This is a genomic window from Comamonas sp. w2-DMI, from assembly GCF_040187735.1.
In the GTDB taxonomy this organism is placed as follows: Bacteria; Pseudomonadota; Gammaproteobacteria; order Burkholderiales; family Burkholderiaceae_C; genus Comamonas; species Comamonas terrae.
In genome coordinates, this window is sequence record NZ_JBANEL010000010.1 from 125,569 (window position 1) to 151,969 (window position 26,401).

The 26,401-nt window shown below is 66.3% G+C and carries 25 protein-coding genes; 14 read left to right on the forward strand and 11 right to left on the reverse strand.

Annotated features, from left to right (window positions below; translation table 11 throughout):
* Window positions 1-9 precede the first annotated feature (9 nt).
* From V8Z74_RS12640 to V8Z74_RS12655, 4 genes are all read right to left on the reverse strand, one after another.
* Window positions 10-702 (reverse strand): TerC family protein, encoded by a 693-nt coding sequence (locus tag V8Z74_RS12640; RefSeq protein ID WP_066474199.1) that lies wholly within the window; start codon window positions 700-702, stop codon window positions 10-12.
* 152 nt (window positions 703-854) lie between these two features.
* Complete coding sequence (gene sucD, locus V8Z74_RS12645) at window positions 855-1,748, reverse strand: succinate--CoA ligase subunit alpha (RefSeq protein WP_066474198.1); 894 nt, start codon at window positions 1,746-1,748, stop codon at window positions 855-857.
* 17 nt (window positions 1,749-1,765) lie between these two features.
* On the reverse strand, window positions 1,766-2,926 hold the full coding sequence (sucC, locus tag V8Z74_RS12650; protein ID WP_066474196.1) for an ADP-forming succinate--CoA ligase subunit beta: 1,161 nt from the start codon (window positions 2,924-2,926) through the stop codon (window positions 1,766-1,768).
* 283 nt (window positions 2,927-3,209) lie between these two features.
* On the reverse strand, window positions 3,210-3,422 hold the full coding sequence (locus tag V8Z74_RS12655) for a hypothetical protein (RefSeq protein ID WP_349709536.1): 213 nt from the start codon (window positions 3,420-3,422) through the stop codon (window positions 3,210-3,212).
* Between the two features lie 29 nt (window positions 3,423-3,451).
* Between V8Z74_RS12655 and argC the strand changes: the two genes are divergently transcribed.
* Entirely contained in the window at window positions 3,452-4,384 is a 933-nt protein-coding gene (gene argC / locus V8Z74_RS12660; protein WP_066474193.1) for an N-acetyl-gamma-glutamyl-phosphate reductase, read from the forward strand.
* A gap of 299 nt (window positions 4,385-4,683) precedes the next feature.
* A complete protein-coding gene (locus V8Z74_RS12665; protein WP_349709537.1) occupies window positions 4,684-6,027 on the forward strand; it encodes an MFS transporter in 1,344 nt (447 codons plus the stop codon).
* 142 nt (window positions 6,028-6,169) lie between these two features.
* Here V8Z74_RS12665 and recX read toward each other — a convergent pair whose 3' ends face one another.
* Window positions 6,170-6,628: a recombination regulator RecX gene (gene recX / locus V8Z74_RS12670; protein ID WP_066474188.1), complete on the reverse strand. Its 459-nt coding sequence runs from the start codon at window positions 6,626-6,628 to the stop codon at window positions 6,170-6,172.
* 229 nt (window positions 6,629-6,857) lie between these two features.
* Window positions 6,858-7,964, reverse strand: coding sequence for a recombinase RecA (gene recA, locus V8Z74_RS12675; RefSeq protein ID WP_066474186.1), 1,107 nt, complete (start codon window positions 7,962-7,964; stop codon window positions 6,858-6,860).
* 156 nt (window positions 7,965-8,120) lie between these two features.
* On the opposite strand from recA, the gene V8Z74_RS12680 reads away from it, so the two are divergent.
* Window positions 8,121-8,612, forward strand: a complete 492-nt coding sequence (locus V8Z74_RS12680) for a MarR family transcriptional regulator (protein ID WP_066474185.1) — start codon at window positions 8,121-8,123, stop codon at window positions 8,610-8,612.
* Here V8Z74_RS12680 and V8Z74_RS12685 read toward each other — a convergent pair.
* A complete protein-coding gene (locus V8Z74_RS12685) occupies window positions 8,594-8,980 on the reverse strand; it encodes a winged helix-turn-helix transcriptional regulator (RefSeq protein ID WP_349709538.1) in 387 nt (128 codons plus the stop codon). The genes V8Z74_RS12680 and V8Z74_RS12685 overlap by 19 nt on opposite strands.
* Between V8Z74_RS12685 and V8Z74_RS12690 the strand changes: the two genes are divergently transcribed.
* The 4 genes from V8Z74_RS12690 (at window position 8,979) to V8Z74_RS12705 (ending at window position 12,781) form a co-directional block, all read left to right on the forward strand.
* Window positions 8,979-9,368 carry a YybH family protein gene (locus V8Z74_RS12690; RefSeq protein ID WP_349709539.1) on the forward strand — a complete coding sequence of 130 codons (390 nt, stop codon included), beginning with the start codon at window positions 8,979-8,981 and terminating at the stop codon, window positions 9,366-9,368. The two genes, V8Z74_RS12685 and V8Z74_RS12690, sit on opposite strands and share 2 nt — an antisense overlap.
* A gap of 97 nt (window positions 9,369-9,465) precedes the next feature.
* Window positions 9,466-10,140: a response regulator gene (locus tag V8Z74_RS12695; RefSeq protein ID WP_066474181.1), complete on the forward strand. Its 675-nt coding sequence runs from the start codon at window positions 9,466-9,468 to the stop codon at window positions 10,138-10,140.
* Between the two features lie 64 nt (window positions 10,141-10,204).
* Window positions 10,205-11,665, forward strand: a complete 1,461-nt coding sequence (locus tag V8Z74_RS12700; RefSeq protein WP_349709540.1) for a sensor histidine kinase — start codon at window positions 10,205-10,207, stop codon at window positions 11,663-11,665.
* A gap of 138 nt (window positions 11,666-11,803) precedes the next feature.
* Window positions 11,804-12,781 carry a Bug family tripartite tricarboxylate transporter substrate binding protein gene (locus V8Z74_RS12705; protein WP_066474171.1) on the forward strand — a complete coding sequence of 326 codons (978 nt, stop codon included), beginning with the start codon at window positions 11,804-11,806 and terminating at the stop codon, window positions 12,779-12,781.
* Between the two features lie 112 nt (window positions 12,782-12,893).
* Here V8Z74_RS12705 and V8Z74_RS12710 read toward each other — a convergent pair whose 3' ends face one another.
* The 3 genes from V8Z74_RS12710 to V8Z74_RS12720 all read right to left on the reverse strand — a co-directional run bounded on the left by V8Z74_RS12710 (window position 12,894) and on the right by V8Z74_RS12720 (window position 15,337).
* On the reverse strand, window positions 12,894-13,637 hold the full coding sequence (locus V8Z74_RS12710) for an SPOR domain-containing protein (RefSeq protein WP_349709541.1): 744 nt from the start codon (window positions 13,635-13,637) through the stop codon (window positions 12,894-12,896).
* 200 nt (window positions 13,638-13,837) lie between these two features.
* Window positions 13,838-14,653: a biotin--[acetyl-CoA-carboxylase] ligase gene (locus V8Z74_RS12715; protein WP_349709542.1), complete on the reverse strand. Its 816-nt coding sequence runs from the start codon at window positions 14,651-14,653 to the stop codon at window positions 13,838-13,840.
* Window positions 14,654-14,818: 165 nt separating this feature from the next.
* Window positions 14,819-15,337 carry an SET domain-containing protein gene (locus V8Z74_RS12720; RefSeq protein ID WP_349709543.1) on the reverse strand — a complete coding sequence of 173 codons (519 nt, stop codon included), beginning with the start codon at window positions 15,335-15,337 and terminating at the stop codon, window positions 14,819-14,821.
* Window positions 15,338-15,456: 119 nt separating this feature from the next.
* Between V8Z74_RS12720 and V8Z74_RS12725 the strand changes: the two genes are divergently transcribed.
* Window positions 15,457-18,390: a DNA topoisomerase III gene (locus V8Z74_RS12725; RefSeq protein WP_349709544.1), complete on the forward strand. Its 2,934-nt coding sequence runs from the start codon at window positions 15,457-15,459 to the stop codon at window positions 18,388-18,390.
* Between the two features lie 189 nt (window positions 18,391-18,579).
* Here the strand turns inward: V8Z74_RS12725 and V8Z74_RS12730 are convergent, their stop codons facing one another.
* Window positions 18,580-19,221, reverse strand: a complete 642-nt coding sequence (locus V8Z74_RS12730; protein ID WP_066474154.1) for a TetR/AcrR family transcriptional regulator — start codon at window positions 19,219-19,221, stop codon at window positions 18,580-18,582.
* A gap of 155 nt (window positions 19,222-19,376) precedes the next feature.
* Between V8Z74_RS12730 and V8Z74_RS12735 the strand changes: the two genes are divergently transcribed.
* The 6 genes from V8Z74_RS12735 (at window position 19,377) to V8Z74_RS12760 (ending at window position 26,260) form a co-directional block, all read left to right on the forward strand.
* Complete coding sequence (locus V8Z74_RS12735; RefSeq protein WP_349709545.1) at window positions 19,377-21,020, forward strand: acyl-CoA dehydrogenase family protein; 1,644 nt, start codon at window positions 19,377-19,379, stop codon at window positions 21,018-21,020.
* Window positions 21,021-21,036: 16 nt separating this feature from the next.
* Window positions 21,037-22,560 carry a class I adenylate-forming enzyme family protein gene (locus V8Z74_RS12740; protein ID WP_502879533.1) on the forward strand — a complete coding sequence of 508 codons (1,524 nt, stop codon included), beginning with the start codon at window positions 21,037-21,039 and terminating at the stop codon, window positions 22,558-22,560.
* A gap of 12 nt (window positions 22,561-22,572) precedes the next feature.
* The gene (locus tag V8Z74_RS12745; protein ID WP_502879529.1) at window positions 22,573-23,370 is read left to right on the forward strand and encodes a tyrosine-protein phosphatase; all 798 of its coding nucleotides are present in this window, start codon (window positions 22,573-22,575) and stop codon (window positions 23,368-23,370) included.
* A gap of 133 nt (window positions 23,371-23,503) precedes the next feature.
* Window positions 23,504-23,653, forward strand: coding sequence for a hypothetical protein (locus tag V8Z74_RS12750; protein ID WP_169798040.1), 150 nt, complete (start codon window positions 23,504-23,506; stop codon window positions 23,651-23,653).
* A gap of 244 nt (window positions 23,654-23,897) precedes the next feature.
* Window positions 23,898-25,097 carry a tyrosine-type recombinase/integrase gene (locus tag V8Z74_RS12755; RefSeq protein ID WP_073646482.1) on the forward strand — a complete coding sequence of 400 codons (1,200 nt, stop codon included), beginning with the start codon at window positions 23,898-23,900 and terminating at the stop codon, window positions 25,095-25,097.
* Window positions 25,094-26,260, forward strand: a complete 1,167-nt coding sequence (locus V8Z74_RS12760) for a PDDEXK nuclease domain-containing protein (RefSeq protein ID WP_073646483.1) — start codon at window positions 25,094-25,096, stop codon at window positions 26,258-26,260. The genes V8Z74_RS12755 and V8Z74_RS12760 overlap by 4 nt, the downstream gene beginning before the upstream one ends.
* Window positions 26,261-26,401: the final 141 nt, after the last annotated feature.

Consider the following 26,401-nt stretch of genomic DNA (forward strand, 5'->3'; position numbering starts at 1 on the left):
GGGCCGCGTTCAGGCCGCGCTGGCTTCTTCCTGCGGCTTGCGGGCCTGCATGAACTTGCCCAGGCCCACGACCAGGATGGCGCCGGCCGCGGCGGCCACATAGTGCAGCCAGGGGGCGTTTTCCACAAAGCCGTGCAGCACCTTGTCGTTCATGATGGTCTCGCCGCCGACCCAGCCGATCAGGGCGGCACCCAGCGTGACGATGACGGGGAAGCGCTCCATGAGCTTGATCATCAGCGTGGAGCCGAAGATCACCAGCGGGATGCTGATGGCCAGGCCCAGGATCAGCAGGACCATGTTGCCCTGGGCGGTGGCGGCCACGGCGATCACGTTGTCCAGGCTCATCACCAGGTCGGCGATCAGGATGGTGCGCACGGCAGCCATCATGGAGCTGGTGCCCTTGGATTCGCCTTCGCCGTCCTCGTCGCCGGTCAGCAGCTGGTAGCCGATCCACAGCAGCAGGCAGCCGCCCACGATCTGCAGGAAGGACAGCTCCAGCAGCTTAGCTGCGACCACGGTCAGCACGATCCGCAGCACGACGGCCGCGCCCGAACCGAACATGACGGCCTTCTTCTGCTGCTCGGGCGGCAGCGATCGTGCGGCCAGCGCGATCACCACGGCGTTGTCTCCCGACAGGATGATGTTGATCCAGATAATCTTGACGAGGCCGATCCAGAAGTCGGCGCTGCTGAGAAATTCCATGGTCACTCCGCGTTATGAATGGAAAAGCGCCATGGGATACCCATGGCGCTGATCTTTTATTGGGTGACGGCAGTTTAGTGGCTATACCTGCCTGTATCTGTTCGTGAAACTGCGTAAGTGCTCACAGTTTCACGCACCCTTGATGCTCGCTTTTACAGCAGGCCCTTGAGCAGGCGGCCCATTTCGGAAGGATTGCGGGTGATGGTGAAGCCGCACTCTTCCATGATGGCCAGCTTGGCATCGGCCGTGTCGGCGCCGCCGGAGATCAGCGCGCCGGCGTGGCCCATGCGCTTGCCGGGAGGGGCCGTCACGCCGGCGATGAAGCCGACCACGGGCTTCTTCATGTGTTCCTTGCACCAGCGGGCGGCTTCGGCTTCGTCGGGTCCGCCGATTTCGCCGATCATGATCACGGCGTCGGTGTCGGGATCATCGTTGAAGGCCTTCATCACGTCGATGTGCTTGAGGCCGTTGATCGGGTCGCCGCCGATGCCGACAGCGGAGGACTGGCCGATGCCCAGTTCGGTCAGCTGCGCCACGGCTTCGTAGGTCAGTGTGCCGGAACGGGACACCACGCCCACGCGGCCCTTCTTGTGGATGTGGCCGGGCATGATGCCGATCTTGATCTCGTCAGGCGTGATCAGGCCGGGGCAGTTGGGGCCCAGCAGCAGCGTCTTCTTGCCGCCGGCGGCTTCCTTGGCCTTCATCTTGTTGCGCACTTCCAGCATGTCGCGCACGGGAATGCCTTCGGTGATGCAGATGGCCAGGTCCAGGTCGGCTTCCACGGCTTCCCAGATCGCGGCGGCAGCGCCTGCGGGCGGCACGTAGATCACGGAAACGGTGGCGCCAGTGTCCTTGGCGGCTTCCTTGACGGAGGCGTAGATCGGCACGTCGAAGATCTTTTCGCCGGCCTTCTTGGGGTTCACGCCGGCCACGAAGCAGTTCTTGCCGTTCGCGTACTCGATGCACTTCTCGGTGTGGAACTGGCCCGTCTTGCCGGTGATGCCTTGGGTGATGACGCGAGTGTCTTTATTGATATAGATAGACATGTTCTGTTCTCCGGGCCTTACTTGACGGCTTCGACGATCTTGGTGGCGGCTTCGGCCATGGTGTCGGCGCTGATGATGGGCAGGCCGGATTCGGCCAGCATCTTCTTGCCCAGTTCTTCGTTGGTGCCCTTCATGCGCACGACCAGCGGCACGGACAGGTTCACGGCCTTGCAGGCGGTGATCACGCCGGTGGCGATGGTGTCGCACTTCATGATGCCGCCGAAGATGTTGACCAGAATGCCCTTGACCTTGGGGTTCTTGAGCATGATCTTGAAGGCTTCGGTGACCTTCTCGGGAGTGGCGCCGCCGCCCACGTCCAGGAAGTTGGCGGGTTCGCCGCCGAACAGCTTGATGGTGTCCATGGTGGCCATGGCCAGGCCGGCGCCGTTGACCAGGCAGCCGATGTTGCCGTCCAGGCTGATGTAGGCCAGGTCGAACTTGGAAGCCTCGATTTCAGCGGGATCCTCTTCGTCCAGGTCGCGCAGGGCCACGATCTCGGGGTGGCGGAACAGGGCGTTGGAGTCGAAGTTGAACTTGGCGTCCAGGGCGATGATGTTGCCCTTGGAGTCGCGGTTCAGGGGGTTGATTTCCACCAGCGAGGCATCGGTGTCCATGTAGCACTTGTAGATCTTGGTGCACACGTCGATGAATTGCGCGACGGAATCGGCAGGCATGCCGATGCCCTTGGCCAGCTCTTCGCCGTTGGCCTGGGTGAAGCCCTGCAGGGGGTCGACCATCACGGTCACGATCTTCTCGGGGGTGGAGTGCGCCACTTCCTCGATGTCCATGCCGCCTTCGCTCGAAGCGATGAAGGCCACCTTCTGCGTGGCACGGTCGGTCACGGCGGACAGGTAGTATTCCTTCTGGATGTCGGCGCCGTCCTCGATGTACAGGCGGCGGACCTTCTGGCCTTCGGGACCGGTCTGGTGGGTCACCAGCTGCATGCCCAGGATTTGCTCGGACAGGGCCTTCACATCGTCGATGCTCTTGGCCACCTTCACGCCGCCGCCCTTGCCGCGGCCGCCGGCGTGGATCTGGGCCTTGACAACCCACACGGGGCCGCCCAGCTTCTGGGCTGCTTCCACGGCTTCCTGAACGGTGAATGCCGGGATGCCACGGGGAACTGGCACACCAAATTGACGCAAGATTTCCTTGCCTTGGTACTCATGAATCTTCATGACTTTGTCTCTCTGAACTGAGGGGAAATGCCCGTGTGCCGTGGACACTGCGTCTGGCAACCACCGGGTTCGTATGACATGGCACTCGGAAATGTACCATGTTGCACCGCGCAAAACGACGGCCCACCATGCGCAAAATCCACAATGTGGCACTTCTTTACAGAAGCGCCGGGCAGCCCGCAATGCCTTGATATCGTTGAGGAAATGATATCCGGGTCATATTTTTTCACCCGCCTTTCTCTTATGTCTTATATATAAGCTGCAGGGTTTTTCCAGAGTTTTGTCAGCCATCCGACAAACTGCCGCCCGACCATGGCCCGGCCATGCCCGGGGTCAAAAAAGGAAGCAGTCCGGCCGCAGTCAGGACGAAAGCCGCCGGGCTTTGTCGGCGCAGCGTGGTTTCAGCGCCAATTTCCGCATCCGCCGGCGGTTTAAACGACAATAAAGAGCTAAACGCGGCAATGGTGCCGCAGGCCGCGGCATACAAGGAACGCAATGCGCGAGCCGGTGTAGGAGAGAAGAGCAATGGCAAAAGTCTTTATCGACGGTGAAGCAGGAACCACAGGTCTGCAGATCCGCGAGCGTCTGGTCAACTTTGCTGGCGTGGAGCTGGTGAGCATTGCGCCCGAGCTGCGCAAGGACCCGGCGGCCAAGCGAGCACTGATCGCCGGCGTGGACCTGGTCATCCTCTGCCTGCACGACGATGCCGCGCGCGAGACCGTGGCCATGGTGGATGCCATCACGGCCGAGACGGGCCGCGCCATCAAGATCATCGACGCCTCCACGGCCCACCGCGTGGCGCCGGGCTGGGTCTACGGCTTCCCGGAGCTGCGCGCCGGCCAGCTGGAGGCGATCCGGTCCGCCACCCGCGTGGCCAACCCCGGCTGCTACGCCACGGGCGCCATCGCGCTGCTGCATCCCCTGGTGGCCGCGGGCCTGATTCCGGCCGACTATCCCGTGAGCCTGCCTTCGGTCTCCGGCTATTCGGGCGGCGGCCGCACCATGATCGAGGCCTACGAGGCCGGCCAGGCCGCACCTTACGAAGCCTATGCGCTGGGCCTGTCGCACAAGCACATTCCCGAGATCCTGCACTACACCGGCATGACGCGCCGCCCCGTGTTCGTGCCCGCCGTGGGCAATTTCCGCCAGGGCATGCTGGTGCAGCTGCCGCTGCATCTGGACCTGCTGCCCGGCGCACCCAGGGCCGCCGACCTGCACGATGCGCTGGCCAGCCATTACGACAGGACCAACACGCCGGCCCGCTGGGTCAGCGTGCTGGCGCCGACCGAAGACGGCAAGCTGGCCGCCGATACACTGGCCGACACCAACAAGCTGGAGCTGCGCGTGTTCGCCAACGAAAGCTACCGCCAGGCCGTGCTCATCGCCCGCCTGGACAATCTGGGCAAGGGCGCCAGCGGCGCCGCGGTGCAGAACCTGCAGATCATGCTGGGCCTGTAAGCCGCATTCTCTGCCCCATCCCCGAAAACGGCCCTGGCGGCCGTTTTTTCTTGCCTGCTTTCGGCGCGCGGCGGGAGGTTTGCGGGTGATGTGAAATTTATTTTTCTTATTGTTTGGTTTTTTGAAAACTAAAAATCCTGCCTTGTCCAGACGGACAAGTCCCGGCCCTGGCCTGCGCCGAGCTTTCCTATAGTCCGCCTTACCTGTGTGGCCGGCCGTTGCGCCCCTGGGACGGAGGCCGCCACGGCTCCGACCATCGCTGCGATCCCGGCCTCTGTTGCACGAAAGCGAGGCGTTCCATGTCTGCCATCACCACCCCCGCAAAGCCGCCGCAGCAGGCGGCCGATGCCAGCTCCGTCCAGGAGCGCGACGTGACCTTCGGCCGCATCATCTGGCGGCTGATTCCGTTCCTGACCCTGGTCTGGTTCCTGGCCTGGATCGACCGCGTCAACGTAGGCTTTGCCAAGCTCACCATGATGAGCGACCTGCAGTGGTCCGACGCCGTCTACGGCGCGGGCGCCGGCATCTTCTTCATCGGCTACTTCCTGTTCGAGGTGCCCAGCAACCTGCTGCTGCACAGGTTCGGCGCCAAGAAGACCATCATGCGCATCACCATCGGCTGGGGCGTGACGGGCATTCTCATGGCCTGGGTGCAGACGCCGCTGCAGTTCTACGTGCTGCGCTTTCTGATGGGCGCCTTCGAGGCCGGCCTGCAGCCCGGCGTGATCCTGTACCTGACCTACTGGCTGCCCGCGCACCGGCGCGGCAAGGCGCTGGCGTTCTTTGTCTCGGCCTCGGCGCTGTCGCTGATGCTGGGCAGCCCGATCGCCGCTTACCTGATGGAGGCCCTGCACGGCATGGGCAACCATGCGGGCTGGCAGTGGCTGTTCATCGTCGAAGGCATTCCCTCGGTGATCGCCGGCATTGCCGCCTACTTCCTGCTCAGCGACACCCCGGCGCAGGCGCGCTGGCTCAGCGACCGCGAGAAGCAGCATGTGCGCGAAGAGCTGTGGGCGGAAGAGCAGGCGCTGGGCGAGCGCGAGCACAGCTTCTGGGCTTCCATGCGCAATCCGCGCGTGCTGATGCTGATCCTCATCTTCTTCTGCATCGTGGCCGGCAATGCGACGCTGGTGTTCTACGGGCCCAGCATCGTCAAGTCCGTGGGCGTGACCGACCTGAAGGCGCTGGGCTGGGTCATGGCCGGCATCTATGCCTTCGGCTGGCTGGGCATGGTGGGCAACGGCTGGCTGTCCGACCGCCGAAAGGAGGTGCGCTGGCATACGGCGGCCGCCGCCGCGCTGGGCGCCATCGGCCTGCTGCTGACGGCGCTGTTCCTCAGGCAGGGCAGCGTGGCCGGCGTGGTGGCGTCGCTGGCGCTGTCCTCGCTAGGGACCATGGGTTCGATTCCCGTGTACTGGCAGATCCCCAGCCGCTTCCTGTCGGCCACAGCGCTGGTGGTGGGCCTGGCGGTGATCAACTCCGTGGCGAATCTGGCGGGCTATTTCTCGCCCCAGCTGCTGGGCCTGCTGCAGACCGGCAGCGGCTCGTATGCGCCCGGACTGCTCATCATTGCCGCGGTGGAGTTCTGTGCCGCCATCCTGGTGCTGCTGTTCGTGGGGCGCGGCAGCCAGGCGGTACGCTGAATTGATAGCTGCCTGCGCTTGCCGGTTCTTTGATTGAAGGGAAAAGTGTATTGAATCAAAGGCTGCTCATGCGCAAGCAGCTCTTCTTTCAGGAGTGCTCGGCTGCCGGCGCAGGGGTCTTGGGAGGAGGGCGCCGGAGAGGCTATTCGTCTTCCTCCAGGCCACGGCCCTTGACGACCTTGCTCGCGATATCGGCGCCGAAGCCGCGCGAGGCCAGAAAGCGCATCTGCTTGAGATGCTCCTGCGGTGTGGCCGGCGGCGTGCCGAAGCGCTTGCGCCACAGCTCGCGCGCGCGCTGCAGCTCGGTCTCGCGCAACTGCTCGCCGGCCGCGCGCACGGTCTCGTCGTCCAGGCCCTTGCTGCGCAGCTCCTGCACCAGGCGGGCCGTGCCGTAGCGGCCGGCCTTGCTGTGGATCACCGACTCCACCACCCGCTCCTCGCTGATGAAGCCGCGCTGCTCCAGCGCGTCGAGGATGGCGTCCAGATCCTCGCCTTCTTCCACATGCGCAGCCAGCTTGCGCTGCAGTTCCAGGCGCGAATGCTCGCGCTGGGCCAGCAGCTTGAGGGCGCGGCCCTTGAGTGAAAGCTTGGCAAAGCTCATGTGCGAAAGGTCTCCCTGAAGGTTGAAGTGTCCGGCGGCAATAAAAAATGCGCAGGGGTTGCCTGCGCAAAGATGGCTAACTCTTTGGTCCGTGGCCCCAGCCCGCATGCTGGCGTGCACCGAGCCAGAGGCATCAGGCAAGGGCCCGGGCGGCCCCGCCGCCCCGCAGCGAGGATGCCGTCCCCCGCCCGAAGAGAGAGGGGAAGCGACGAGAAGTCGCTCAGGGGGCTTAAGCTTCTATCACGCCGTCCTTGTCGACCTTGCCCTTCTTGCCGGAGGACTTGGCTTCGGGGGCTTCGCCGCCTTCGGTGGGCAGCAGCTTGATGCCCAGGCTTTCGCGCACCTTGTTCTCGATCTCCACGGCCAGGTCGCGGTTCTCGCGCAGGAATTCGCGGGCATTGTCGCGGCCCTGGCCGATCTTCTCGCCGTTGTAGGCATACCAGGCACCCGACTTGTCGAGGATCTTGGCATTCACGCCCATGTCCAGGATTTCGCCTTCGCGCGAGATGCCTTCGCCGAACAGGATGTCGAACTCGGCGGTCTTGAACGGCGGCGAGACCTTGTTCTTCACCACCTTGACCTTGGTTTCGTTGCCGATGGCCTCGTCGCCCTTCTTGATGGTGCCGGTGCGGCGGATGTCCAGGCGCACCGAGGCGTAGAACTTCAGCGCATTGCCGCCGGTGGTGGTTTCGGGCGAGCCGAACATCACGCCGATCTTCATGCGGATCTGGTTGATGAAGATGACCATGCAGTTGGTCTTCTTGATGGTGCTGGTCAGCTTGCGCAGCGCCTGGCTCATCAGGCGGGCCTGCAGGCCGGGCAGCTGGTCGCCCATCTCGCCCTCGATTTCGGCCTTGGGCGTGAGCGCGGCCACCGAGTCCACCACGATCAGGTCCACGGCGCCCGAGCGTACCAGGCTGTCCACGATCTCCAGGGCCTGCTCGCCGGTGTCGGGCTGGCTGATCAGCACGTCGTTCAGGTTCACGCCCAGCTTCTGGGCATAGCTGGTGTCCAGCGCATGCTCGGCGTCGATGAAGGCGCAGGTGCCACCCTGGCGCTGCATCTCGGCCACGACCTGCAGCGTCAGCGTGGTCTTGCCCGAGGATTCGGGACCGTAGATCTCGATCACGCGGCCGCGCGGCAGGCCGCCCACGCCCAGGGCGATGTCCAGGCCCAGCGAGCCGGTGGAGACCACCTGGATGTCCTCGATGGCCTCTCCTTCGCCCAGCTTCATGATGGTGCCCTTGCCGAATTGCTTTTCGATCTGGGCGAGGGCGGCGGCGAGTGCCTTGGCTTTTTCGCTGTTGGCTTCGGCGGTCTTGGCGATGGCGTTCATAACAGGCTCCTAGAAGAGTGGATGCGGGTCGGTTGCAGCTCTGTATTTACATTCAGGCTGGATGCTTGAACAGTAGTTTATGGGTTTGTACTGTCCATGTGTTGAAATATTTGGACAGTTTGCCTTACTATTTGCCCTGACTCCGAAATACCTGCAATGTCCGAAATTGCCCCTGTCACCCCGCCCGCGGACGCCTGGCGCCAGACCCATCTGGGCCGCCTGCTCGGCCATGCCATGCGCCGCTTCGATGCGCGCGTGCTGCAGCTCATGGCGCGCGATGTGCAAGTGCCGCTGGCGCTGTCCAACCTCGCCGCACGTGACAAGGTGGGCGCGGCCCATATCCACATCACGCGGCATCTGTCGCTGGCCGGCGACCGGGTCACGGACCTGGCCGAGAAGGCCGGCATGACCAAGCAGGCCATGGCGGACCTGGTGGCGCAGTGCGAGGCCTGGGGCCTGGTCACGCGCGAGGCCGATGCCCGCGATGCGCGCGCCAGGCGCGTGCGCTTCACCGAGACCGGCCTGGCCTGGCTGCAGGCCTTCCACGATGCGGTGGCCCAGGCCGAGGCGGAGTTCCGCGAAGCCGTGGGCGAGGACGTGGCCACGGTGGTGGCGCTGGGCCTGGAAGCCTATGCCGGCGGAGCGTAGCGGGCCCAGAGTTCGAGCTGATCGAGCACGCTCAGCAAGGTGCTCCCGCGCCGAGTGAGCATGTAGCCGTGCCGGCCTTCAGCGCGGGCCACGAGTCCGCGGTCCTGCAGGGCGGCCAGCCGCTCGCCAAGCACCTTGGGTGTGATGCCGGGCAGGCACTCCATCAGCTCTCCATGCCGAAGAGGGGCTGCACGCAGATGCCAAAGGACGAGTGCATTCCAGCGGTGGCCGAGGAAGGCCAGCCAGTCCTCGACAGGGCAGGACTGGGGGCGCACGGGACGGGGCATCTCGGGCCGGCTATCCGTTTGGATAGCTGGATGGTCCAGTGCTCTGATGCCGGTCTCGACATCCATCCAAGGAGAAAACATGTTCAAGGTCCTGACCCCTGCCGCCATGAATGAAACTTTTGCGCGCGCCTTCAACAGCCGCGATCTGGCCCATCTGCTGGCGCTGTATGAGCCCGACGCCGCACTGCGTGTGGATGGCAGCACCGATACCTGGCGCGGCCGGACCCGGATCGCCGAGCCGCTGTCCCGCCTGCTGGCCGTGCCGGGGCGCATGGTATCCCACAACAATTTCTGCATCGAATGCGCAGAGATCGCCTTGCTGCGCGCCGACTGGACGCTGTATGGCGACGATGGCGGTCTCGTCGCGAATGGCAGCACGGCCGAGGTCGTCCGGCGCCAGGCCGACGGCCGCTGGCTCTACGTCATCGACCATGCCGCAGCACTGTCCCTGCCCGCAGGCCACCCGTAAGCCCGCTGTGCCAGCCTCCTGCGGCGACCTAGAATCGGAGCCAAAGCAGCCACTGTACTTGCGTCGACAGCGGTAACCATATTTCAGGAGACTCCCCATGCGCATACTGATTGCCGAAGATGACCAGGTGCTGGCCGATGGCCTGCTGCGCACGCTGCGCAGCTCGGGCGCCGTGGTCAGCCATGTGGCCAACGGCAGCGAGGCCGATGCGGCGCTGATGACCAGCAGCGAGTTCGACCTGCTGATCCTGGACCTGGGCCTGCCGCGCATGCACGGCCTGGAGGTGCTCAAGCGCCTGCGCGGGCGCGGCGATGCGCTGCCGGTGCTGATCCTCACCGCGGCCGATTCGATCGAGGAGCGCGTGCAGGGGCTGGACCTGGGCGCCGACGACTACATGGCCAAGCCGTTCGCGCTGTCCGAGCTGGAGGCGCGCGTGCGCGCGCTGACGCGCCGCGGCATGGGCGGGGCCAGTTCCACCATCAAGCACGGGCCGCTGGTCTACGACCAGGCGGGGCGCGTGGCCACCATCGACGGCAAGATGGTCGAGCTGTCGGCGCGCGAGCTGGGCCTGCTGGAGGTGCTGCTGCAGCGCGCGGGCCGGCTGGTGAGCAAGGACCAGCTCGTGGATCGCCTGTGCGAATGGGGCGAGGAGGTGAGCAACAACGCCATCGAGGTCTACATCCACCGTCTGCGCAAGAAGATCGAGCGCGGCCCCATCCGCATCGCCACGGTGCGCGGCCTGGGCTACTGCCTTGAAAAAATCCCCGGTTGAGCTATTCATTCGATAGCTGTCTGCGCTTGATGGACGGGCGCTGGCGGCCAAAAAGGCTTGAACCGTGAAAATCTTCCAGCGCGAGCAGCGTTCCCTCTTCGGCGAAATCCTCGACTGGATGCTCACGCCGCTGCTGCTGCTGTGGCCGGTCAGCCTGGCGCTGACCTGGCTGGTGGCCCAGGGCCTGGCCAACAAGCCGTTCGACCGCGCGCTGGAATACAACGCCCAGGCGCTGGCCCAGCTCGTCGTGGTGCAGCGCGGCAAGGTGCAGTTCAACCTGCCGCAGTCGGCCAGCGAGATCCTGCGCGCCGACGAATCGGACACCATCTTCTTCCAGGTGCGCGGCGTCAAGGGCGAGTACCTGGCCGGCGAACGCGACCTGCCGCTGCCGCCCGAGGCCGACGAGGCGCCGCCCTCGGGCACGGTGCTGCTGCGCGACGAGGAATACAAGGGCATAGACCTGCGCGTGGCCTACATCTGGGTGCGCATGCCGCTGCCCGGCGATGCGCTCGCGCTGGTGCAGGTGGCCGAAACGCGCGAGAAGCGCAGCGTGCTGGCCACCGAGATCATCAAGGGCGTGATGCTGCCGCAGTTCGTCATCCTGCCGCTGGCGGCGCTGCTGGTGTGGCTGGCGCTGGCGCGCGGCATCAAGCCGCTGCACCGGCTCGAGGAGCGCATCCGCGCGCGCAAGCCCGAAGACCTTTCGCCCATCAACCACAAGGACGTGCCGCTGGAAGTGGTGCCGCTGGTCGATTCGGTCAACGGCCTGCTGGAGCGGCTGGACGACTCCATCGCCACGCAAAAGCGCTTCCTGGCCGACGCGGCCCACCAGCTCAAGACGCCGCTGGCCGGACTGCGCATGCAGGCCGACCTGGCCCAGCGCGAAGGCACCAGCACCGACGAGCTCAAGCGCTCGCTGCAGCAGATCGGCCGCTCCAGCATGCGCGCCACGCACACGGTGAACCAGCTGCTGGCGCTGGCGCGGGCCGAGAGCGCGGTGCCGGCCATGAAGCCCTGCAATCTGGTGCGCATCGCCACCGACGTGGTGCTGGACTGCCTGCCGCGCGCGCTGGACAAGCACATCGACCTGGGCTACGAGGGCGCCGAGGCCGTCACGCCCGGCGTCTGGCTCAGCGGCAATGCCACGCTGCTGACCGAGCTGGTACGCAACCTGGTGGACAACGCCATCAACTACACGCCCTCGAGCAGCGAGGCGCCGGGTGTGGTCACGGTGCGCGTGCAGGCCGACCACTTCGGCCGCGTGCTGCTGCTGCAGGTCGAAGACTCCGGCCCGGGCGTGCCCCAGGCCGAGCGGGAGCTGATCTTCCAGCCGTTCTACCGTGCGCTGGGCTCGGAGGCCGACGGCTCGGGCCTGGGCCTGCCCATCGTGATGGAGATCGCGCGCCAGCACGGCGCGCAGGTGCTGCTCGAGGATGCCCGCCCGGGCCAGGGCACGCCGGGCGCCCGTTTTACCGTGCGTTTCCTGGCTCTCGACGCTGCGCCGGACAATAGGCCGAGAACTTGAGCGCAGCCTACGGCTGAGCAAATACTTGCTTCCCCTACAATCGGAATCACAAGTCGGGCTGAAACATTGAGTTGCAAAAATGGCAACTGCCGTGATCGGTACCGTACTAGGTTTGTTTGGATCCTTGGAGCTTTCTTGATGCAACGTCGTCAATTCCTCTGCACCGCTGCCGCTTCCGCAGTGGTCTCTTCCGCCCCTGGCCTGGCCATGGCCCAGGACGCCACGCGTCCCCTGCGCATCGTCGTTCCCTTCCCGCCCGGCGGCTCCACCGACATGGTGCCCCGCAACATGCAGGACGTGCTGCCCAAGCTGCTGGGCGGCCAGCCCGTGGTGATCGAGAACCGCGCCGGCGCCGGCGGCTCCATCGGCATGGCCGAAGTGGCGCGCGCCACCGACGGCGTGACCTTCGGCATCGCCACGCTGTCCACCCAGGGCGTGAATCCGGCCGTCTACAAGAAGCTGCCCTATGACGCGATCAACGACTTCGTGGGCGTGACCGAGATCGTCAAGGCCCCCGGCGTGCTCGTGATCAACCCTGCGCAGATTCCGGTCAAGAACTTCGCCGAATTCGTGGCCTACCTCAAGGCCAACCCCGGCAAGGTCAGCTTCGCCACGCCCGGCAACGGCACCATCGCCCACATGTGGGGCGCCCAGTTCCTCAAGAGCACGGGCACCCAGATGACCCACATCCCCTACAAGGGCGCAGGCCCGGCCATCAACGACGTGCTCGGCGGCCAGGTGCCCGTGTACTTCGACCAGGTGGCTTCCTCGCTGCCGCACATCAAGTCCGGCAAGGTCAAGGCCCTGGCCGTGTCCTGGCGCGAGCGCCTGGACGTGCTGCCCGATGTGCCCACCTATGCCGAGGCCGGCCATCCGGACCTCAACGATCCTTCGTGGTTCGGCCTCGTGGCCCCCAAGAACACGCCCCCCGCCCAGGTGGAGCGCGTGCAGAAGGCCATCGTCGCGGCCCTGAAGGACCCCGCCGTCAAGCAGCGCATGGCTTCGCAGGGCCTGTATGTCTCGGGCACGTCCAGCGCCGACTTCACCAAGCAGATCGCCAACGAAGTCGCCAAGATGAAGAAGGTGGCGGCAGTCGCCCAGATCCATCTGGACTGATGCACCCAGGGTGCCTGGCACTGGCACCCCACCATGAAAAAGGCCTGCGATGCAGGCCTTTTTTGCGTGGTCAGCCCATATGCCGGGAGCGGGCGGCCTCTCAAGCCCCGGTTCAGCGCGCGCAGGCGCGCAGGGCCCTGGCATCGAGATTGCGGCCGGCCAGGGTCTCGACTTCGGCGCGCAGCGCCGGCGTGGCCTTGGGCAGGCGCAGCGTGTAGGTGGTGACATCGGGGCGTTCCTGCACCACGCGGGCCGTGCGCACGCCCTGGCGGGCAAAGGCCGTCAGCTGGCGCGTGGCGGCCTCCTCGGTGGAGAAGCGGCCCAGGGACAGTCCCGGCTCCAGGTTACCGCCCGCGCGGTCGAAGTCGATCTTGAGCGCGCGCAGCTCGGCCCGCTTGCGGTCGAGGAACTCGGCATCGGGAAACTTGCCCATGTAGACCATCCAGCGGCCCGGCTGGTGGTTGGCGATCAGCTCCCACTGCTCGCGCGGCAGCTGCGCCAGCGCGCGGCGCAGGTTGTCGGCCTGGCGCTCCTCCACGCCGGCGGCCTGCAGGCAGACCGCCGGGCCTCTGGCTGCGGCGGCCTCGGTCGCTGCGGCGGCGGCAACCGGTGCGGCCACGGCCGCCGGCTCCGGCGCGGCAGCGGGTGCGGCCGGTACGGGCTCTGGCGAGGGGGCTGGGGAAGCGGGCGGGGCGGACGGCAGGATCTCCAGCGCCTCGGGCTTGATCTGCTGCTCCAGGCGCTGCGGCTCGGACTGGGTGGCCGGCGCCAGGCCCCACGCCACCAGCTGGCCGTGGCTCCACAGGTAGTAGCCGGCATTGGCCAGCACGAGCAGCAGGAAGGCGATTCTCAGCATAGGGTCAAGGTTCTTCACATCAGTTATTCATGGCACTTCGCGCCACCCGCAGCCCATGAAACTGGCGCGGCCCAAAGCCAGGGATGCCGAGCAAGAGCCGCCTCGCGGCGGGGCCGCCCCGGCGAAGGCATCGTCCCCCTCCTGTAGCGCGAAGCGCGTAGAGAGAGAGGGGGAGGCCGCAAAGCGGCTCAGGGGGAGCTTCATCTCGGCCGCACGCTGATCTCGGAGCTGGTCACGGCCTGCAGGCCGGCGGCCGTGCGCACCAGAAAGCCGCCGTCGGCGCCAACGCCCTGGGCCAGGCCGCTGCTGCCGTCGCTCAGCACCACTTCGCGCCCGGCCAGCAGGTCGCGCCGGGCAAAGCGCTCCATCAGCGGCGCGAATCCGCCGTGGGCAAAAACCTGCACTTCATTGACCAGGGCCGGCAGTATGCAGGCCAGGGCCGTGGGCGCGTCCAGCGCGGGATCCAGCTCCTGCAGGCAGGCCGGCGGCGTGCGCATGCCGTCGCCGGGGCGCGGGCGCACATTGATGCCCACGCCGATCACCACATAGCGCGGCGCATGCACGTCGTGCTGGTGGCTGCCCACGAAGCTGGCCGTCTCGATCAGGATGCCGGCCAGCTTGCGGTCGCCTTCCAGCCACAGGTCGTTGGGCCACTTGATGCCGATTTTCGGCACAGCGCTGCCTGCGGCCGGCAGCTGGGGCTGCAGGCTCTCGGCCACGCTCACGCCCACGGCCAGCGACAGGCCCGACCAGTCGCGCGGCGCCAGCGGCATGCCCAGCGAGAACATCAGCGAATCGCCGACGCCGCTGATCCAGTTGCGCCCCAGGCGGCCGCGGCCGGCCGTCTGCTGCTCGGCGATGAGCAGCACCGGGTCGGTCTGGCCTTCGCGCGCGCGGCGCATGAGCTCGGTATTGCTGGAGCCGATGGACGGCAGCACTTCCACGCTGAAGCCCGGCAGCTGCGGCGCGATCGCCTGCCACAGGGCTTCGGCATTCCAGTGAATCGGCTGGGTCATTTTTTTATCCAAAATTTCTATGTGACGAGCAGGCCTTGAATAAGCATGTTCCAACTCGGAGACAGGGAGCAAGGGCCTGCGCCGGCCGCGCCGTCCCGCAGCGAGGCTGTCGTCCCCCTCCCATAGCGCGAAGCGCGTAGAGAGAGGGAGAGGCCGCGCAGCGGCTCAGGGGGTGTCTCCAGGCATCGGCGGACGCCAGCCCCGCTTGGGCGCGAGCAGCGTGCCGCGGCAGCGGGCGCTGCCGCAGTGGCATGGGTATTCGGCCTTGAGCTTTTTGGTGTAGCGCTCGTCCACCATCAGGCCGTAGTCGTAGTTCAGTTCCTCGCCCGCCGCGATATTGCGCAGCGCCACGATGAAGATGCGGCCGTCGCGCTCGTCCGTGTAGCAGTTGGGCTCGCAGCTGTGGTTGATCCAGCGCGAGGAGTTGCCTTCGTGGGTGGCGTCGATCACATGGTCTTCGTCCACATGGAAGTAGAAGGTGTGGTTGGGCTGGGAGGGGTCGTGCGGATGGCGGTCCTGGGCCTCCTGCCAGCTGATGACCTCGCCCACGTATTCGATGATGGTTTCGCCCTCGGCAATATCCTGCACGGCGAAAACGCCTTTGCCATGCACGCCGGAGCGCCGGGTCTGGATGCGGCGGCCACCCGGGGGCTGGGTCGATGGGGCCAGGGATGTGCGGGGCATGTTTTCTCTGATAACTTGGATGTGCACACATGCGCGTGCGTGCGCACGCGTGAGAAGCGGATTGTATGAGCCCGGGCGCCGCGTGGCGCGCGGGCGGTTAATGACGACGAGAACACACAATGACAAAGACCCTGGTGATTGCTGAGAAGCCATCGGTGGCGCAGGACATCGTCCGCGCGCTGACCCCGGTGGCCGGCAAGTTCGAGAAGCACGACGAATATTTCGAGAGCGAGCGCTATGTGGTGACCAGCGCGGTGGGCCATCTGGTGGAAATCCAGGCGCCCGAGGAGTACGACGTCAAGCGCGGCAAATGGAGCTTTGCGCACCTGCCGGTGATTCCGCCGCACTTCGACCTCAAGCCCGTGGACAAGACCAAGAGCCGGCTCAACGCCGTGGTCAAGCTGGCCAAGCGCAAGGACGTGACCGAACTCGTGAATGCCTGCGACGCGGGCCGCGAAGGCGAGCTGATCTTCCGCCTGATCGAGCAGTACGCGGGCGGCGCCAAGGGCACGCTGGGCAAGCCCATCCGGCGCCTGTGGCTGCAGTCCATGACGCCCCAGGCGATCCGCGACGGCTTCCAGCATCTGCGCAGCGACCAGCAGATGCAGGGCCTGGCCAGCGCCGCGCGCAGCCGCTCCGAGGCCGACTGGCTGGTGGGCATCAACGGCACGCGCGCCATGACGGCCTTCAACTCGCGCGACGGCGGCTTTTTCCTGACCACCGTGGGCCGCGTGCAGACGCCCACGCTGTCGCTGGTCGTCGAGCGCGAGGAAAAGATCCGCAAGTTCGTGAGCCGCGACTACTGGGAGGTGCACGGCACCTTCGGCGCCCAGGCCGGCCAGTACCTGGGCAAGTGGTTCGACCCGCAGTGGAAGAAGGGCGAAGACGCCGAGGCGCGCGCCGACCGCATCTGGGACAAGCGCCAGGCCGAGGCGATTGCCGCCGCGGTGCAGGGCAAGCCTGCCACCGTTACCGAAGAGAGCAAGCCCACCACGCAGGCCTCGCCGCTGCTGTTCGACCTGACCAGCCTGCAGCGCGAGGCCAACGGCAAGTTCGGCTTTTCGGCCAAGACCACGCTGGCGCTGGCGCAAAGCCTGTACGAGCGCCACAAGGCCCTGACCTATCCGCGTACCGACTCGCGCGCACTGCCCGAGGACTACCTGCCCGTGGCGCACCAGACCTTCGCCATGCTGGCCGCAAGCTCCATGCGCCATCTGGCGCCGTTCGCGCAGCAGGCCATCAACGACAACTACATCCGCCCGACCAAGCGCATCTTCGACAACAGCAAGGTCTCGGACCACTTCGCCATCATTCCGACCACGCAGGCGCCTTCGGGCCTGTCCGAGGCCGAGCAGAAGCTCTATGACCTGGTCGTGCGCCGTTTCATGGCCGTGTTCTTCCCGAGCGCCGAATACCAGGTCACCACGCGCATCAGCAAGGTCGAGCAGCACAGCTTCAAGACCGAGGGCAAGGTGCTGGTCAAGCCGGGCTGGCTGGCCATCTACGGCAAGGAAGCCGCCAACGAGGTCGAGGACGCCAAGGAAGGCGACAAGGGCCAGCCGCTGGTGGCCGTGCAGCCCGGCGAGCAGCCGCGCACACAGCATGCCGAGGTCAAGGGCCTCAAGACCAAGCCGCCCGCGCGCTACTCCGAAGCCACGCTGCTGGGTGCGATGGAAAGCGCGGGCAAGCAGATCGACGACGACGAGCTGCGCGAAGCCATGCAGGAAAAAGGCCTGGGCACGCCAGCCACGCGCGCGGCCATCATCGAAGGCCTGCTGACCGAGAAATACATGCTGCGCGAAGGCCGCGAGCTGATTCCCACGGCCAAGGCCTTCCAGCTCATGACCTTGCTGCGCGGCCTGGGCGTGGAGGAACTCTCGCGCGCCGACCTGACCGGCGAGTGGGAATACAAGCTCTCGCAGATGGAAAAGGGCCAGCTCTCGCGCGAAGCCTTCATGCAGCAGATCCAGGCCATGACCGAGAAGCTGGTCAAGAAGGCCAAGGAATACGACCGCGATACCGTGCCCGGCGACTATGCGACGCTGCAGACGCCTTGCCCCAACTGCGGCGGCGTGGTCAAGGAAAACTACCGCCGCTACGCTTGCACGGGTGCCAGCGGCACGGGCGAAGGCTGCGGCTTCTCGTTCACCAAGTCGCCCGCGGGCCGCACCTTCGAGACGGCCGAAGCCGAACAACTGCTGCGCGATCGCCGCATCGGCCCGCTGGAGGGATTCCGCTCCAAGGCCGGCTGGCCCTTCGTGGCCGAAGTCGCCATCGTGCGCGACGAGGAGGGGGGCAACTACAAGCTCGAATTCGACTTCGGCGACGACAAGGATTCCGAGGACACAGGCGAGATCGTGGACTTCGCCCAGCAGCAGCCGCTGGGCCCCTGCCCCAAGTGCGGCGCGCCGGTCTACGAGCACGGCAGCAACTACGTCTGCTCCAAGGCTGTGCCCACGCTGGCCCAGCCCACGCCCAGCTGCGACTTCAAGAGCGGCCAGATCATCCTGCAGCAGCCCATCGAGCGCGAGCAGATGAGCAAGCTGCTGCAGACCGGCAAGACCGATCTGCTGGAGAAATTCGTCTCCAACCGCACGCGCCGCAACTTCAAGGCCTTCCTGGTCTGGGACGGCGCTGCGGGCAAGGTCAATTTCGAGTTCGAGCAGCGCGAAAGCAAATACCCGCCGCGCAAGACGGCGGGCTCTGCGGCGGCGAAGACGGGAGCTGCCGCCAAGACCACCGCTGCCGCCAAGAAGACCGCCGCAAAGACCGCGACCAAGACGGCAGCCAAGACTGCAGCGGCGAAGAAGCCGCGCACCGTGAGCGCCACGCTCAAGCCCAGCGCGGAGCTGGCCGCGGTGATCGGCAGCGAGCCCACTTCGCGCCCCGAAGTGATCAAGAAGCTGTGGGACTACATCAAGGCCAACGGCCTGCAGGATGCCGCCAACAAGCGCGCCATCAATGCCGATGCCAAGCTCAGGCCCGTGTTCGGCAAGGACCAGATCAGCATGTTCGAGCTGGCCGGCATTGTCGGGAAACATGTAGCCCCCTGAGGCGCTGCGCGCCTTCCCCCGGCGGGAAGGCAGCTTCGCCGCCCCCGGGTTGGAGCAGCGCCGGTTTTGAGTGGTGCTCTCAAAACAAGAGCTGTTAGAGCTTGCTGTGCATGGAAGTTTGATGCAAAAGCATCTCAACTCCTTATCCAGCAAGCGCAGGCAGCTTTTAATTGCGCACTGTGGGGCATCTCAGCCTTGTGCGCTGGGCAAGGCGTTCAGATAGGCCGCGATGGCCGTGCAGGCCTCGGTCCGCAGCGCGGACGGATCAGGCCCTGGCGCACGCAGGTGGGCGTGGGAAAACAGGCCGTAGAGAATGGTCTGGCTGACCCGCGCCGCCGCGCGCACCGGATAGCCGGGCGGCAGGTCGCTGGCCGTCTCGATGGCGCCGGCCCAGGCATCCACGAAGCGCTCGTACATCTTGCGGTAGGCCTCGGCGCTGGAGTAGTGGCGCTCCAGCAGGTAGTGCGCGCTCCATTCCTCGGGCCGCTCGCGGTGGGCCTGCAGCTGCGAGTCCACCACGGCCTGCACGATGTCCTGCAGAGGCCGGCCCGCATGGCTGGCGGCCACGCCGCGCATGCCCAGCAGCAGGGCCTTGGTGCGCAGGTGCAGGCAGACGCGCGCCAGGTCTTCCTTGCTGGCGAAGTACTCGTAGAAGCTGCCCAGGCCGGTGCCGGCCACCAGCACGATCTCGCGCACCGTGATCGCCGCGTAGCCGCGCTCGACCAAAAGCCGAACAAAGGCGTCCTGCAGGGCCTGCGAAGTCTGGCGCGCCCGCGACTGCGAGGGGCGCCGGCGCCCGGCGGCGGGTGGCCGGCTGGAAGAGGGTTTCATGGCTGCGCAAATCCGAACACGTAAAGAAGGGTCGCTTCCTAGAATCTAACGTGTACCCCGGCCTGCGGCATGCAGGGGCAAACAAGACGGCAGGGCTTGCGCGGCTGCGGACAGCAGGACCGCAGCCCGGCGCCAGCGGACACAGGAGACACGCCATGGCAGATATCGGCATCCACCCCCACAACCAGGTCCCCGAACTCAAGGACTACAACCTCTACGCCAGCGACCCGGTGCTGCAGCGCGCCGTGGCGCGCGGCGGTGCGCAGTGGCGCGAGTCCGAGCTGCTGCGCCAGGGGGCCGAATACGGCGCCGAGGCCACGCTGCAGGCCGCCGAGGAAGCCAACCATTTCGAGCCCGAGTTGCACACCCATTCGCCCACGGGCGACCGCATCGACCAGGTGCGCTTCCATCCGGCCTGGCACCGGATGATGACGATTGCGCGGCGCAACGGCATCGCCAACCTGCCCTTCGTCGACGGGCGCCGGAGCGCCTGGCCTGCCTATGGCGCGTCGCTGTTCATGCACAGCCAGATCGAATCGGGCTCGACCTGCCCCACGACCATGACCAAGGCCAGCATTCCGCTGCTGCGCCTCAATCCGCAGCTCGATGCGGTGGTCGCTCCGCTGCTGGCCTCCACCGAGCACGATGCGCGCGACATTCCGCTGGCGGGCAAGCGCTCCATCACCGTGGGCATGGGCATGACGGAGCGCCAGGGCGGCAGCGACGTGCGGACCAACACCACGCGCGCTGCTCCTTATGGACACGGCCCCTGGGGCGAGGAATTCCTGATCACGGGCCACAAGTGGTTCTTCTCCGCTCCCATGTGCGACGGGCACCTGGTGCTGGCCAAGACCGAAGAGGGCGGCTCCACCTGCTTTTTCGTGCCGCGCTGGCGCCCCGACGGCAGCAAGAACGCCATCCACATCCAGCGCCTCAAGGACAAGGTGGGCAACCGCTCCAACAGCAGCAGCGAGGTGGAGTTCCACGAGGCCTGGGGCGTGCTCATCGGCGAGGAGGGGCGCGGCATCTCCACCATCATCGAGATGGCCACCTACACGCGGCTGGACTGCGCACTGTCCAGCGCCGGCTTCATGCGCCAGGCCTTGGTGCAGGCGCTGCACTACAGCCGCAACCGCTATGCCTTCGGCCTGCCGCTGGCCGAGCAGCCCGTGATGACGGCGCTGCTGGCCGACATGGCGCTGGAGTCCCAGGCCGCCACCTGGCTGGCCATGGACCTGGCCGCGCGCTTTGGCAGCGGCGATGCGCTGGACCTGGCCTGGCGCCGCATCGTCACGCCGGCCGCCAAGTTCTGGAACTGCAAGCGCGCCGTGGGCTTCACGGGCGAGGCCATGGAGGTCTTCGGCGGCAACGGCTATGTGGAGACCGGCCCCATGGGCCGGCTGTTCCGCGAGGCGCCGGTCAACTCCATCTGGGAAGGCTCGGGCAACGTGATGTGCCTGGACGTGCTGCGCGCCATTTCCCGCAACCCGGACGACGCGCACCTGCTGCTGGACCACCTGCAGGACACGGCTTCGCAGGAGCCGCTGCTGGCCGCGCAGGTCGGCAAGCTGCGCGCCGCTGTCGCTCAGCCGCCCCAGGCCTTGGAGCGCGAGGCGCGGCGCTTTACTCAGCGCCTGGCGCTCACGGTGCAGGCCAGCCTGATGCTGCGCCATGCGGACAGCGCCGCCGCCTCGGCCTTCATCGCCAGCCGCTTCGACGCCGACTGGGGGCCTGTGGCCGGCGCGTCCTGCGGCACGGGCGATCCCGCAGCGCTGCTGCGCGCCGCCTGGACGGACTGAGGAGAGGCAAGCGATGATGGATTTTGTTTCGCTGCTCGACCAGCAGTCCCGCACGCGGCCCGAAAAGCTGGCGCTGCGCGCCATCGGCCAACCGGCGCGCGACTGGAGCTATGCGGCCCTGGCCGAAGCCAGCCGCCAAGCCGCCGCCGTGCTGCATGGCCAGGGCGTGCGCCGCGGCGACCGCGTGGCCCTGCTGTGCCTGAACACGCCGGGCTTTGTCTTCGCGCTGTTCGGCGCCTGGCGGCTGGGCGCCACCGTGGTGCCCGTCAACCACAAGCTGCAGGCACCCGAGGTGCAGTACATCCTCGACCATGCGCGCGTGAAGCTGTGCATCGCCGACGGCACGCTGGCGCCGCTGGCCGGCCGCATGGCCGGCGGCACCCGCTGGATGAGCACCGACAGCCGCGCCAATGGCCTGCCGTTCCTCGACGAGCTGCTGGAGCAAGCCGCACCGCTTGCGGATGGAGGCACGCCCGATGACCCAGCCCCGGCCGAGATCCTCTACACCTCGGGCACCACGGGCCAGCCCAAAGGCTGCCTGCACAGCCATGCCAATGTCTTTCATGCGGCGCTGTGCGCGGCGGCCAGCACCTCGCTCACGCACCAGGAACGCACGCTGATCGCCATGCCCGTCTGGCATTCCTCGCCGCTGAACAACTGGCTGCTGGGCACGCTGCTCATGGGCGGCACGGCCGTGCTGCTGCGTGAATATGCGCCCAAGGCCTTTCTCGACGCGCTGGCGGGAGAGCGCATCACCTTCACCTTCGGCGCGCCCATCGCGTTCCTGGCGCCGCTGTCCGTGGTGCCCGATGTGGCGGCCTACGACTTCAGCGCCATGCGGCTGTGGGCCTACGGCGGCGGTCCCCTGGGCGCAGACATGGCGCGCAGGCTGGCGGCCAGCTACGGCAGCGACCGCTTCATGCAGGTCTACGGCATGACCGAATCGGGCCCGCTGGGCACGGTGCTCTACCCCGAGGAGGCCATTGCCAAGGCCGGCTCCATAGGCCGCTGCGGCGTCCCCGGCGTGGCCCTGGAAGTGCGGCGCGCCGACGGCAGTCCCTGCGGCCCCGGCGAGGTGGGCGAGATCCACCTGCGCTCGGCCGCCATGATGCAGGGCTATCTCGACAACCCCGAGGCCAGCGCCGCAGCCTTCGATGCCCAGGGCTGGTACCGCAGCGGCGACCTGGCGCGCGTGGACGAGGACGGCTACCTCTACATCGTGGACCGGCTCAGGGACATGATCGTCACGGGCGGCGAGAACGTGTATTCCAAGGAGGTGGAAGACGTGCTGGCCACCCATCCCGATGTGCAGGACGTGGCCGTCATCGGCCGCCCCCATCCCGAATGGGGCGAAACCGTGGTGGCCGTGCTCGCGCCGCGCCCGGGCCGGCGGCTGGACGAAGCTGCGCTGCGTGGCTTTCTCGAACCCCGGCTGGCCCGGTACAAGATCCCGCGTGTCTACGAGGTTCGCGAGGCCCTGCCGCGCACGGCCACGGGAAAACTGTTGAAACACCTGCTGCGCGGTGCGTCGCAGGCCTGACATGATGGGGAAATGCATATCGGCTACTCTTGGGACATGGATGCCGAACTGCTTTCCCCCTCTCTTCCCGCCACGCCATCGCGCTCCGTCAGCCTCGTTGGCGCTTCCAACTTCCGCGACCTGGGCGGCTACCTGACCCGGGACGGCCGGCGCCTGCGCTGGGGCCGGCTGTACCGTTCGGCCCATCTGGCCCATCTGACGCCGCAGGACCTTGCGGCGCTGCAGGCGCTGGGCGTGACGCGCAGCGCGGATTTCCGCGGCCTGACCGAAAGCCAGCACCTTTCCTACAGCTGGCCACAGCTCACGCGCCACGCGCTGGTGGTCGAGCCCACGGTGGTGCAGCGGGCCCAGGCCATGCTGGAGTCCGGCGAAGGCCTGACCGTGGCCGCCACCGAGGAACTGATGCACGACACCTACCGCAGCTTCGTGCAGACCTACAGCCCGCGCTTTGCCCAGTTCTTCACGCTGCTGCAGCAGGGCGACGCGCCGCTGGTCTTCCACTGCACGGCCGGCAAGGATCGCACGGGCTGGGCCGCGGCCCTGCTGCTCACGGCCCTGGGCGTGGACGAGGAGCAGATCATGCAGGACTACCTGCTGACCAACAGCCTGTTCAGGCGCCCCGCGCAGATGTACGGCCACATGTCCGCCGAGGTGCTGGACGTGCTGTGGCGCGTGCAGCCTTCCTTCCTCATGGCCTCGGTGGAGCTGGCGCGCGCGCAGCACGGCAGCGTGGACCGCTATCTGAGCGAAGCGCTGGGCGTGGATGCCCAGGTGCGCAAACGCCTGGCAGAGCTGTATCTGGAGCAGTGAAATTGATAGCTGGAAGCGCTTGTCCGGCAAGCGTTCGAGCCTGAAATCCCCTTGTTCTGTCCTCGGCTTCTGCCCTGGGCGCTACCATGGGCCATGGCTCTGCCGGAGCCCCTCTATGCCCAGGAGAACGCTTATGCGCCATTGGATTTCCACCGCCGCCGCTGCCGTGATGCTGGCTGCCCTGTCGGCCTGTTCGGGCACGGCGCCTGTGCAGTCAGGCTCGGGCGAAAGCGGCATCACCGTGTTCGGCACCATCGATACCAACATTTCCCGTACCCGCTGAGGCCACCGCCGCTACCGCGGCTGATTGCAAAAAAGCCCTGCCCGGCCGATGCCGGCAGGGCTTTTTTTGTTTCACGATGACTCCAGTACCGTAATTCGCTGGACTACGCCAAGGCTCGATACAGCAGGTTTATCAATTACTTAGGCGAGTTCAACATATGCCGGTGCTTTCCGAAACTTGACCCGGCTTCCCCTCGCGTGGCTCCCATGCGGCTCTTGGAAACCGGGCTTTCCGAGGAGTCATCGTGGCAAGAATAAAACTCACCAAGTCCGCAGTCGATGCGACGCAACCTCAAGACAAGGCCATCGAACTGCGGGACACCGTGGTGCCCGGCTTCCTGTGCAAGATCACCCCGGCAGGGCGCAAGGTCTTCATGCTTCAGTACCGCACGAACGCCGGCGAGCGCCGCAAGCCCGCCTTGGGCCAGTACGGGGAACTGACGGTCGATCAGGCGCGCACGATGGCGCAGGAGTGGCTGGCCGAGGTTCGCCGGGGCGGCGACCCCAGCGCGGCCAAGAATGCCGCGCGCAAGGCGCCGACCATGAAGGAGTATTGCCACACCTTCATGGAGGACTACTCCAAGCAGCGCAACAAGCCCAGCACGCAGCGCGGCTATCAGGGCGTGATTGACCGTTGCATCATCCCGATCATGGGGCGGATGAAGGTGCAGGACGTGAAGCGCCCGGACGTGGCCGCGCTGATGAAGAAGCTGGCCTACAAGCAGGCCGAAGCCAACCGCACCTTCGGCGTCTTGCGCAAGATGTTCAACCTGGCCGAAGTGTGGGGGCTGCGCCCAGACGGCACGAATCCGTGCCGACACGTCCCGATGTACCCGCCCGGCAAGGAAACCCGGCTCATCGTGGACGATGAGTTGGTGCGGATCTTCCGCCAGTTGGAGAAGCTGGAGGCCGAGGGGCTGGAGAACTACGTCATTCCGCTGGCGATTCGCCTGCAATTCGAGTTCGCCGCACGGCGCTCGGAAATCTGCCCGCTCGAATGGGCATGGGTTGATCTGGAAAAGCGCCGCGTCGTCTGGCCCGACAGCAAGACGGGTGGCATCTCCAAGCCCATGAGCGAGGAAGCCTATCGGCTGCTTTCGACGGCACCGCGCCGGGAAGGCTGCCCCTATGTCCTACCGTCGCCGAACGACCCGACCCGGCACCTGACCCACGGCGAGCACTACGGCGGCTGGACGCGCGTGCTCAAGGCGGCAGGCGTGCCGCATGTCGGTACACACGGCATCCGCCACCGGGCGACGACCGACATTGCCAACTCGGGTGTTCCGACCAAGGTGGGCATGAAGCTCACAGGTCACAAGACCGTGGCGATGTTCATGCACTATGTTCATACCGAGGACAAGCCGGTGCGGGACGCGGCCGAACTGGTGGCGAATCGGCGGCTGGCGATTACCGGGGCATCCCGTTCTATGGAGGCGACAGCATGACAAGGAAGACGCCTGTGGCAACGCGGAAGCCCGCCGCCTTACCTGCCGGCTACGCCGGCATCCACGGCGGCATCGTCGAGCTGCTGGATGCGGCGCGCCAGGCGGCGGCGCGCAGTGTCAATGCAATGATGACCGCCAGCTATTGGGAAATCGGCCGCCGGATCGTCGAGGCCGAGCAGAAAGGCAGGCGGCGGGCTGGTTACGGCGAGCAATTGATGGAACGCTTGTCCGCCGACCTGACGGCCCGATTCGGGCGCGGGTTCGGCGTCAACAACCTGGAGAGCATGCGGCGTTTCTACCTCGCGTACCCCCAACCAGAGATTTCCCAGACACTGTCTGGGAAATTGGGAAACGAGTCGCCCCCTGAGAAATCCCAGACAGTGTCTGGGAAATTGAGTCTGTCCGAACTGGCTCAGGTCTTTACCCTGCCGTGGTCGGCCTATGTCCGGCTGCTGTCGGTCAAGGATGACCATGCCCGCCGGTTCTACGAGACCGAAGCACTGCGCGGTGGCTGGAGCGTGCGCCAGCTCGACCGGCAGATAGGCAGCCAGTTCTATGAACGCACGGCCTTGTCCAAAGACAAGGCCGTGATGTTGGTCAAGGGTGCGGCGGCCAAGCCCGAGGATATCGTCACGCCCAATGACGCCATCAAAGACCCGTATGTGCTGGAGTTCCTTGACCTCAAGGACGAGTACTCGGAATCCGACCTGGAAGCGGCCTTGATCCAGCGGTTGGAAGACTTTCTGCTGGAGCTGGGCGAAGGCTTCACCTTCGTTGGGCGGCAGCGCCGGTTGCGCATCGACCAGACCTGGTACCGGGTGGATCTGCTGTTCTTCCATCGCAAGCTGCGCTGCCTGGTCATCATCGACCTGAAGTTGGGCAGCCTGACCCATGCCGATGTGGGGCAGATGCATATGTACTGCAACTATGCCAAGGAGCATTGGGCCTACCCGGACGAGAACCCGCCGGTGGGCCTGATTCTGTGTGCCGACAAGGGCCATGCTTTGGCGCGGTATGCGCTGGATGGCTTGCCAACCAAGGTGATGGCGGCGAACTACCGCACTGTGCTGCCAGATGCCGAGTTGTTGCAAAAAGAACTGGAGAACACGCGGCGGCTGCTCGAATCTCGCGGAGCGCTGTCCTTCAAGGACGGCAAGCCATAGTTGTGCGTCCCGGCGTACCGCCGTCGGGCTCGCGGGCTGCGCCCCGTGCTTCGTGCCGAATCACAGCCATTCGGCGCTGATCCCTGACGCCTCCGGCCTGGATCGTTGATCCGGGCCTGCGCGTGCTGCGCACTTGCCAAC